Raw genomic sequence first — 9,121 nt, 5'->3', positions numbered from 1 at the left:
GGTCTAGGTTTCTTCGCTCTGAATCGCTTCGGAGCGAAGAAACCTAGACCTCGAAGGAGTAACCGTCAGGCGCGCAGTTCCCGGTACTTCGCGATGAGGGCCGCCGTCGACGGGTCCTGCGCCGCGAGGGCCGCCTCGTCGCCGGCGACCGCAGGGGCGATCTCGAGCGCGAGCTTCTTGCCGAGCTCCACGCCCCACTGGTCGAACGAGTCGATGCCCCACACGACGCCCTGCACGAACGTGATGTGCTCGTACAGCGCCACGAGCTGGCCCAGCACGGCCGGGGTCAGCGCGGGGGCGAGGATCGACGTCGTGGGCCGGTTGCCGCTGAACACCTTGGCCGAGACCAGGTCCTCCGCGACGCCCTCCGCGCGCACCTCGTCGGCCGTCTTGCCGAACGCGAGCGCCTTGGTCTGCGCGAAGAAGTTCGCGAGGAACAGGCCGTGCACGTCGGCCCCCGCGGCCACGGCGCCGCCGTCGCCCACGGCGTCGGCCAGCGGGTAGGCGGGGTTCGCGACGGCGATGAAGTCCGCGGGGATGGTCCGCGTGCCCTGGTGGATGAGCTGGTAGAACGCGTGCTGGCCGTTGGTGCCTGGTTCGCCCCAGAAGACCTCGCCCGTGTCGGACGTGACGGGCGAGCCGTCCCAGCGCACGGACTTGCCGTTGGACTCCATGGTGAGCTGCTGCAGGTAGGCCGGGAACCGGTGGAGCTGCTGCGCGTACGGCAGGACGGCGTGCGTGTGCGCGTCGCGGAAGTTCACGTACCAGACGTTGAGCAGCCCCATCAGGACGGGCACGTTGTCCTCGAGCGGCGTGGTCCGGAAGTGCTCGTCCATCGCGTGGAAGCCGGCCAGCAGCTCGGCGAACGCGTCCGGCCCGATCGCGATGGCGAGCGAGGTGCCGATCGCCGAGTCGACGGAGTAGCGCCCGCCTACCCAGTCCCAGAACCCGAAGGCGTTGGCGGGGTCGATCCCGAACGCCTCGACCTTGTCCAGCGCGGTGGACACGGCCACGAAGTGCTTCGCGACGGCGTCGGAGCGGCCGTCCTCGGAGTCCTCGATGGCGCCGGCCGCGACCAGCGAGCGCCACAGCCAGTCGCGCGCGAGGCGTGCGTTGGTGAGGGTCTCCAGCGTGCCGAAGGTCTTGGACGCGACGATGAACAGCGTGGTCGTCGGGTCGAGGTCGGCGGTCTTCTGCGCGACGTCGGTGGGGTCGATGTTCGAGACGAACCGGACCTCCAGACCGTCCTGGACGTAGGGCTCCAGGGCCTCGTAGGCCATGACGGGGCCGAGGTCGGAGCCGCCGATGCCGATGTTCACGATCGTCCGGACGGGCTCACCCGTTACGCCGGTCCACTCGCCCGAGCGCACCTTCTCGGCGAACGCGTACACCTTGGCGAGCTCGTCGGCGACGTCGGCCGTGACGTCCTGGCCGTCCACGGTCAGCGGCTCGTCGGAGGGGCGGCGCAGCGCGGTGTGCAGCACGGCGCGGTCCTCGGTGACGTTGATGTGCTCGCCAACGAACATCGCGTCGCGGCGCTCGGTGAGCCGCACCTCGTCGGCGAGGGCGAGGAGCGCGGCGAGCACGTCGTCCGTCACGAGGTTCTTCGACAGGTCGACGTGCAGGTCGGCGGCCTGGTGGCTCAGGCGCTCGGCCCGGGCCGGGTCAGCGGCGAACCAGCCGCGCAGGTCCGGCCGGAGGTTCTTGGAGAGCTCGGTGAGCGAGCCCCAGGCGTTGGTGGTGGTGGCGTCGACAGGCCAACGGGCCGGCTCTGAGGTCATGAGACAACCGTAGTCCGGAGCGCCTCGGCCGCAGCCTCTGCGAGTGTCTGATCCGTCACCTCGTAGCCCGTCTCGTCCCCGCCGCCCGGACCGGCGGCGTCGACCACCGTGCGCTTCGCGGACAGGTGCACGGCGTCCACGCCGACGCCGAGCAGGGCCGGGATGTCCGCCGCCGTCACGCCGCCACCCGCCATGATCTCGATGCCCAGCTCGGCGCTGTGCTCGACCAGGGCGGCCAGGCGCTCCAGCCCCTCGCCCGCGCGGGCCGCACCGCCGGAGGTCAGCACCCGCGTGACGCCCAGCTCGGCCAGCGTGTCGAGCGCGGCGACCGGGTCCGCGACCACGTCGAGTGCGCGGTGGAACGTCACCTCGGCGTCCTCGGCGGCGGCGACCAGGTCGCGCATCCGCGGGACGTCAACGGTGCCGGACGGCGTCAGGGCGCCCACCACCACGCCGTCGGCGCCCTGGTCGGTCGCCAGGGTGACGTCCCGCAGCATCAGGTCGGTCTCGGCGGCCGAGTACACGAAGCCGCCGGGGCGAGGCCGCACCAGGACGTGCACCTCGAGGATCGGCGCGCTGTCGGACGACGGGACCACCGCCGCGGCGGCGACCACCGCCTCGACGAGTGCGGCGCTCGGCGTGATGCCGCCGGTGGCACCGAGCGCGGAGCAGAGCTCGACGCGCCGGGCGCCGACGCCTGCGGCGATCACCGCTCCGGCCGGATCCTGGACAGCGAGCTCGAGAGCGACACGTTGGGGCACTGCGCCAGCGTAGCGGGGCCCTGAGGCGGTCTGTCGCCCGCCGTGTCCGCCGCCGAGTCGGTAGGGTCCCTGGCATGGCCATAGATCCCAGTGCGATCCTCACGGGTCGCGCCCCCGGGCGTGCACCGATCGGAGTGATCCTGGGGATCGTCTTCGCGTCGGTGTGCCTCCTCGTCATCCTCGCGTTCGACGCGGTAACGGGCGGCGCGTCGTTCGTCGTGGGGCTGTCGCTCGCGGTGCTGCCCGTCGCCGTCTGGCTGCCGCTCGTGCTCGCGCTGGACCGGCTGGAGCCGGAGCCGCCGAACGCCCTGATCTTCGCGTTCCTGTGGGGCGCAGGGGTCGCGGCGCTGTTCGCGAGCATCCTGAACACGCTCGGGCTGTCGCTGCTCACCGAGACCGAGCTCACCGGCGAGGAGGAGGGCTGGTACATCGTCGCGACGTTCGGCGCGCCGGTGGTCGAGGAGCTGCTGAAGGGTGCGGTGCTGTTCGGCATGCTCTGGTGGCGGCGCCAGGAGCTGAACGGCCCCACCGACGGCGTCATCTACGCCGCGATGGTGGGCCTCGGCTTCGCGGCGACGGAGAACATCCAGTACTTCATCGACGCCGTCGAGGTGGACCAGCTCGGGTACGTGTTCGTGCTGCGGGCCATCGTCTCCCCGCTGCTGCACCCGCTGTGCACGGCGATGACCGGCATCGGCGTGGCGGTCGCAGCGTTGGCCGGGCCCGGGAGGCTGCGCCGGCGCGCGCCCCTGTACGGGCTGCTCGGCGCCATCGCCCTGCACAGCCTGTGGAACGGCTCCACGAAGTTCGGGATCGGCGGCCTGGCCTTCGCCTACCTGGTCGGCTTCGCGGTGCTGATCGGCCTGATCGTGATCCTGGCGCGGGACCGCCGTCGGATCGTCCAGCTCATCGCCCACTACCTGCCGCTGTACGGCCCTGTCGGCATCGTCACGCACGACGACCTGCGGATGCTGTCGACGCTGCCCGGCCGCCGGGCGGCCCGGAGCTGGGCCCGGGCGGCGGGCGGGCGCCCCGCCGAGCGCGCGATGACCGACTACCAGCAGGCCGCGACCGAGCTCGCCCTGCTGCACCAGCGCGCCGGCGCGCAGCGGGACCTCGACCCGCACGGGCTGGAGCAGCAGCGCCAGTACCTGGTGTGGGTCATGCAGCAGGCGAGGGCCGCCTTCCTGGCGAGACAACCCCGCCCGCCGGCCCCGACCTGGGGCACCACAGGCTTCGGTCCCCCGACCCGCCCCTGACCCCTCGTCAGAGCGAGAGCAGGCGCAGGACGAGAGCCGCCGCCGAGAGCAGCATCAGGCCGGCCGTGGGGCCGACTCCCGGCCAGTCCTTCGCGCGGACGTGCGTGACGACCGCGCCCAGGAAGTACAGGACGAAGCACCCGGTTGCAGCGATGCCGATCGGCGCCCACCAGATCCCGACGGCGGTGCCGACGGCACCGGCGACCAGCAGGGTGCCGAGCACCGGGATGAACTTCCTGGGCACACCGAGCTTGGTGGTGATCGGCTCGACCACCTGCGGGTTGCCGGTCAGCTTGCCGTAGCCGCTGAACGCGGTGACCAGAGCGAGCAGGGCAGAGACGACTACGGACGCAACGAACACGGGTCCTCCGAGGACGACGGCCGGGGTACCCGGCGGGAGCAGGCGCCCGTCCGGACGCCTCACGCATCGTCCGGCACTCCCCGAGGCTTGCCAAGGACCGGGTTAGCAACTCACTATGGGTAAGTGACTTCCGAAGCGACCGCACCCGCCTCACCGAACATGGCCGACGAGGAGGCGTGCACCGTCTTCCAGCGCACCCTCGAGCTGGCAGGCAGGCGCTGGTCGGGAGCCATCCTCTACGCGGGTGTCGCGGGGGCGCGGCGCTTCGTCGAGTACCGCCGCTACGTCCGCGGCATCTCCGACCGGCTCCTGACCCAGCGCCTGCGCGAGCTCGAGCGGCAGGGGTTCATCGCACGCGAGGTCGTGCCGACGATGCCCGTACAGATCCGCTACGAGCCGACCCGCGCGGGAGCGGAGCTGGTGAGCGCCCTGCTGCCGCTGGGCGAGTGGGGGCGCAAGCACCACGACGTCGTGGAGGCGAGCTCAGGAGTTCCTGGCAGCGCGTAGGCCCAGCGCGATGACCGCGCCCACTGCCACGTGCATGCTCACCAGGGTCGAGACCGCCCCTGGCGTGGTCCCTGCGAGCGCGCCCACCATGGACGCCAGCAGGACGGCGCCGCACAGCACGAACCACACGACCTCGTCGCCACGGCGCACCACACGCGCGATCAGCGCTCGCGCGCCCCAGCCGGCAAAGCCCGCCGCGAGCGCGGCGACCGCTGCCGCCACCACCGAGACGGCTTGCACGTCCGTGCCGAGCCGCGCCTCGAGGTTGACGTCGGACGCCGCTCCGACGAGCCACACCACCACCGCGACCGCCGCCGCGGCGAACGGCACCGCCCAGGCGGGCCACGAGCTGCTGGTTGCTGAGCTCTCGGTCATGAGATTCCTCCGCTTCTCGGCACGGCCGTCGTGCCTGCGCGCACCCTCTCGAAGTCTGGGCACGGCGACATCAGCCTGTGGTACCGCGTCGTGTGGCCCTCAGGCGGGCGCGCCTGACCCGTGACCGGGGTAGGACGGCCGAACGGCTCAGCCGCGCAGGCCCAGGAACTCCGCCACGCGGTCCGACGCCGGTGCGGCCCGCAGGTCACCCGGGGCGGCGACCTGCAGCAGCCGGCCCCGGTCCATGACGCCGATCCGGTCGGCGACGGCGGCCGCCTCGGCGTGGTCGTGCGTGACGAACACCGCCGTCGTGCCGGTCTCCACGAGCGCCGAGCGCACCTCGCCCGCGAGCCGTTCCCGGAGCTGCCGGTCGAGCGCGGAGAGCGGCTCGTCCAGCAGGAGCAGGCGGGGCCGCGGGGCCAGGGCCCGGGCGAGGGCCACCCGCTGCTGCTCGCCGCCGGACAGCGTCGGCACGGCCCGCCGCTCGTAGCCGGCGAGCCCCACGAGGTCGAGGAGCGCGGTCACCCGCTCGTCCCGCTCGGCACGGGTCAGGTCCTGGGTCTCCAGCCCGTAGCCGACGTTCCGCCGTACGTCCCGGTGCGGGAAGAGCTGACCCTCCTGGAACATGAGCCCGAACCGGCGCCGGTGGACCGGCACCCCGGCCAGATCCTCGCCGCCGTACCGGACGCTGCCGCCGGCCAGGGGTTCGAGCCCGGCCACGGCACGCAGCAGCGACGACTTGCCGCACCCGCTCGGGCCGAGCAGCACGACCACCTCACCGGGCGCGACGGCCAGCGACACCCCGTCCACCGCGGTCGAGGACCCGTACCGGACGGTGACGTCCCGGATCTCCAGCCCAGCCATCAGAACTCCCCTCCGGCGCGCTCGTCGCGCAACCGCTCGGCCACCATCATCACCGTCGCGGTGAGTACGGCCAGCACCACCGACGCCGCGAGCGCCATCCCGTAGTTCTCGGCGCCGGGCCGCCCGATGAGGCGGTAGATCACGACGGGCAGGGTGGCGCCGTCGGGCCGTGCGAGGAACGACGTGGCGCCGAACTCGCCGAGCGACACCGCGAACGCGAACCCGGTGGCCAGGCCGACCGAGCGCAGGGCGATCGGCAGGTCAACGGTTCGCAGGACCCGGCCGGGTCCGGAGCCGAGCACCGCGGCCACCTCACGCAACCTCGGATCGATCGCCCGGAGCACCGGCAGCACGGTGCGGACGACGAGCGGCACGGCGACCACCGCCTGCGCCACGGGCACGAGCAGCCCGGAGGTACGCAGGTCCACGCCGAGCACCGGCTGGTCCATGGTGATGAGGAAACCGAATCCGACGGTCACGGCGGACACCCCGAGCGGGAGCATGAACAGTCCGTCCAGCGTCCCGACGGCGCGGCGCGCGCCGCGCGACCGTGGCCGCCGGGACACCACGAGCGCCACGAGACCGCCGACCACCAGGGCGATCACCGTCGCGACCAGCGCGGTCCGCAACGAGGTCGCCGTGGCCTCCCACACGGTCACGACCAGCGCGTTGCGCTCACCGGTGGTCCCGAGCGCCACGTAGTTCCCGGGCCCCCAGGAGCCGTCGGGCTCGCGAAGGCTGCGGGTCACCAGGCCGGCCAGCGGCAGCACCATGAGCCCGCCGACGATCGCAGCGCCCACCAGCGCGATCGCCGTGTCCTTCGGCGACCGCCAGGACAGCCGCCTGGCCGAGCCGTGCGCGGAGACGAGACGCAGCGCCGCCTCACGCCGCCGGCGGGCCCGGGCGGACACCGCGAGAGCGCCCGAGATGACCGCGAGCTGCAGGATCGAGAGCACCGACGCCGACCGCAGGTCCAGGAACTGGGTGGTGCGCGTCCAGATCTCGGTCTCGATGGTGCCGTACCGCACACCGCCGAGGACCAGCACGACCCCGAACGCGGTGGCACAGAACAGGAACACCACCGAGGCCGCTGACGCGATCGCGGGGGCCAGCGAGGGCAGCGTCACCGTGCGGAAGACCCGCGCGGGCCCCGCCCCGAGCGACGCGGCGGCCTGCTCCGTCCTGAGGTCGAGCCGTTCCCACAGCCCGCCGACGGTCCGCACGACCACCGACACGTTGAAGAAGACGAGGGCGACGACTATCCCCGCCAGCGACTCCTCGAGGCCGAGGAAGCCGAGTGCCCCGCCGGGCGCGAACAGCGTGCGGAACGCGACGCCGACGACGACGGCGGGCAGCACGAACGGCACCGTCACGAGCCCGCGCACCAGCACCCGGCCCGGGAACGACCGGCGGTAGAGCAGGTACGCGAGCGGCAGGCCGAGCAGCACCGAGAAGGCGGTGCCCAGCACTGCCTGGATCAGCGTGAGCCACACGAGCCGCCACGTGCGCTGGCTGGACAGCACCTCCGCGAAACCGGTGAGGTCGAGCACGCCGTCGGGCACGAAACCGCGGACCACCAGCGCGGCGACGGGCCACGCGAAGAAGACGGCGAGGAACCCGAGGGGGACGGCTACCGCCGTCCCCCAGAGCAGCGGCGCGGGCCGCAGGCTCAGCCGACTCGGCACACTCAGCCGACTACTGTCTCGGTCCACCGCTCTATCCACTCGTCGCGGTGCTCGCTCACCTCGGCGGGCGCCACCTCGAACGGTGTCTCGGCCTGGGGTGCGAACTTCTCCCAGTCGGCGGGCAGCTCGGTAGCGGGGTCTGCCGGGTACATGTACATCGACTCGGGCAGCGCGGCCTGGGCGTCCGTGCCGAGCAGGAAGTCGACGAACGCCTGAGCGCCCTCCGGGTTGTCCGACCCGGCGAGCACCCCCGCGTACTCGACCTGCCGGAAGCACGTCTCGAGCAGCGCGCTGGTGCTCGACTCCGAACCGTCCTCGCTGACGGTGAAGGCCGGCGACGTCGCGTACGACAGGACGAGCGGGCGCTCGCCGCCCTCGCCGGCGCCCGAGAAGTCCACGTAGTAGGCGTCCTCCCACGAGTCGGCGACCTTGACGCCGTTGTCGACGAGGGACGCCCAGTAGTCCTCGAACCCGTCCTCGCCGAACGCCCCGATGGTCGCCAGCAGGAAGGCGAGCCCGGGCGACGACGTCGCGGGGTTGCTCACCACGAGCAGGTCCCGGTACTCCGGGTCGGCCAGGTCCTCGAGCGTCCTCGGCACCTCGAGGTCCGACTTCTCGAACCAGGCCTCGTCCGCGTTCACGCAGACGTCGCCCTGGTCGATCGGGGTGAGCGCGCCGCCGAGCTGCTCGACGCCGTCGGGCAGGTCCGCCGGGGTGTACTCCTCAACGACCCCCGCCTCGAGCGCGCGGGAGGCGAAGGTGTTGTCGATGCCGAACACGGCGTCGCCGAGCGGGGCGTCCTTGGTCAGCACGAGCTGGTTCACCAGGGTTCCGGCGTCACCCGCCGCGCTGACCTCGACGGTCAGCCCGGACTCCTGCTCGAATCGCTCGACGACCTTCTCGTCGAGAGCCCAGGAGTCGTGGGTCACGAGGGTCACGGTGCCCGACGCCGCCGGGTCGTCCCCGCCGGAGCCGCCGGTCCCGGAGCCGCCGCATCCGGCGAGCAGGAGCGCCGTACAGAGCGCTCCGGCGGCCGGAACAGCGTGGATGGTGCCCGCGTGAGCACCGGAAAGACGCAACATAGTGCCTCGACTTCCTCCGCCGGTCTTACCCGGATCAGGTTCAAGGGTCTGCGGTGTTCCGCACTCTCAGCGCCGTGTGGCGCTCCCCTGTCGTGTCCGGCCAGCCTACTGGCTGGTCGGACGCTACGGTGTAGAGATGGCCAAGATCGAGACGGAACAGACACTCGCCGAGAAGGTCGGCACTCTTGCCCTGACGCTCGCGGCCGGCTGGGTCGCGCAGAAGGCGGTCAGCCTGATCTGGAAGGGCGTGACGGGCAACGACGCGCCCAGCAAGGCGGACGACCCGGAGCTCGATCTGGTGCAGGCCACCGTGTTCGCAGCGGTCGCAGCGGGCACCGCGGTGTTCGCGAAGCGCATGGCGGCGAAGGGCGCGTCCACCGCTGCCCTGCGGCTCGCCGCCCGCCGCGCGGCGCGCTGACCCGCCGGATGCCCGGCCGGGGAGCACC

Annotated in this window: 10 protein-coding genes and 1 riboswitch; of the genes, 3 read left to right on the top strand and 7 right to left on the bottom strand. The window is 72.6% G+C overall.

Going from position 1 to position 9,121, the window contains the following annotated elements; genetic code table 11:
• Nucleotides 1–65 precede the first annotated feature (65 nt).
• Nucleotides 66–1,781, bottom strand: a complete 1,716-nt coding sequence (pgi, locus tag ACFWE2_RS22860) for a glucose-6-phosphate isomerase (RefSeq protein WP_377226503.1) — start codon at nt 1,779–1,781, stop codon at nt 66–68.
• Nucleotides 1,778–2,542, bottom strand: a complete 765-nt coding sequence (locus ACFWE2_RS22855) for a copper homeostasis protein CutC (protein ID WP_377226502.1) — start codon at nt 2,540–2,542, stop codon at nt 1,778–1,780. Before ACFWE2_RS22855 ends, pgi begins: the two co-directional genes overlap by 4 nt.
• Before the next feature lie 74 nt (nt 2,543–2,616).
• Between ACFWE2_RS22855 and ACFWE2_RS22850 the strand changes: the two genes are divergently transcribed.
• Nucleotides 2,617–3,801 carry a PrsW family intramembrane metalloprotease gene (locus tag ACFWE2_RS22850; RefSeq protein WP_377226501.1) on the top strand — a complete coding sequence of 395 codons (1,185 nt, stop codon included), beginning with the start codon at nt 2,617–2,619 and terminating at the stop codon, nt 3,799–3,801.
• A 7-nt stretch (nt 3,802–3,808) separates the two neighbouring features.
• Here ACFWE2_RS22850 and ACFWE2_RS22845 read toward each other — a convergent pair whose 3' ends face one another.
• Nucleotides 3,809–4,162 carry a DoxX family protein gene (locus tag ACFWE2_RS22845; protein ID WP_377226500.1) on the bottom strand — a complete coding sequence of 118 codons (354 nt, stop codon included), beginning with the start codon at nt 4,160–4,162 and terminating at the stop codon, nt 3,809–3,811.
• Nucleotides 4,163–4,285: 123 nt separating this feature from the next.
• Here ACFWE2_RS22845 and ACFWE2_RS22840 point away from each other — a divergent pair, with 123 nt between their 5' ends.
• Nucleotides 4,286–4,669, top strand: a complete 384-nt coding sequence (locus ACFWE2_RS22840) for a winged helix-turn-helix transcriptional regulator (RefSeq protein ID WP_377226499.1) — start codon at nt 4,286–4,288, stop codon at nt 4,667–4,669.
• Here ACFWE2_RS22840 and ACFWE2_RS22835 read toward each other — a convergent pair.
• The 4 genes from ACFWE2_RS22835 to ACFWE2_RS22820 all read right to left on the bottom strand — a co-directional run bounded on the left by ACFWE2_RS22835 (nt 4,646) and on the right by ACFWE2_RS22820 (nt 8,675).
• Nucleotides 4,646–5,044 carry a DUF6069 family protein gene (locus tag ACFWE2_RS22835; protein WP_377226498.1) on the bottom strand — a complete coding sequence of 133 codons (399 nt, stop codon included), beginning with the start codon at nt 5,042–5,044 and terminating at the stop codon, nt 4,646–4,648. The genes ACFWE2_RS22840 and ACFWE2_RS22835 overlap by 24 nt on opposite strands.
• 147 nt (nt 5,045–5,191) lie before the next feature.
• On the bottom strand, nt 5,192–5,908 hold the full coding sequence (locus tag ACFWE2_RS22830) for an ABC transporter ATP-binding protein (protein WP_377226497.1): 717 nt from the start codon (nt 5,906–5,908) through the stop codon (nt 5,192–5,194).
• Nucleotides 5,908–7,593 carry an ABC transporter permease gene (locus ACFWE2_RS22825; RefSeq protein WP_377226496.1) on the bottom strand — a complete coding sequence of 562 codons (1,686 nt, stop codon included), beginning with the start codon at nt 7,591–7,593 and terminating at the stop codon, nt 5,908–5,910. The genes ACFWE2_RS22830 and ACFWE2_RS22825 overlap by 1 nt, the downstream gene beginning before the upstream one ends.
• Nucleotides 7,594–7,595: 2 nt before the next feature.
• On the bottom strand, nt 7,596–8,675 hold the full coding sequence (locus tag ACFWE2_RS22820; protein ID WP_377226495.1) for a thiamine ABC transporter substrate binding subunit: 1,080 nt from the start codon (nt 8,673–8,675) through the stop codon (nt 7,596–7,598).
• A riboswitch (TPP riboswitch) is annotated at nt 8,670–8,774 on the bottom strand. It overlaps the preceding gene by 6 nt.
• 37 nt (nt 8,775–8,811) lie before the next feature.
• Here ACFWE2_RS22820 and ACFWE2_RS22815 point away from each other — a divergent pair.
• Nucleotides 8,812–9,093 carry a DUF4235 domain-containing protein gene (locus ACFWE2_RS22815; RefSeq protein WP_377226494.1) on the top strand — a complete coding sequence of 94 codons (282 nt, stop codon included), beginning with the start codon at nt 8,812–8,814 and terminating at the stop codon, nt 9,091–9,093.
• Nucleotides 9,094–9,121 lie beyond the last annotated feature (28 nt).

It is taken from the genome of Promicromonospora sp. NPDC060271 (assembly GCF_042726755.1).
Classification (GTDB): domain Bacteria; phylum Actinomycetota; class Actinomycetes; order Actinomycetales; family Cellulomonadaceae; genus Promicromonospora.
The sequence above is the reverse complement of the archived record's forward strand: the minus strand, read 5'-3'. Positions and strand labels throughout refer to the sequence as shown.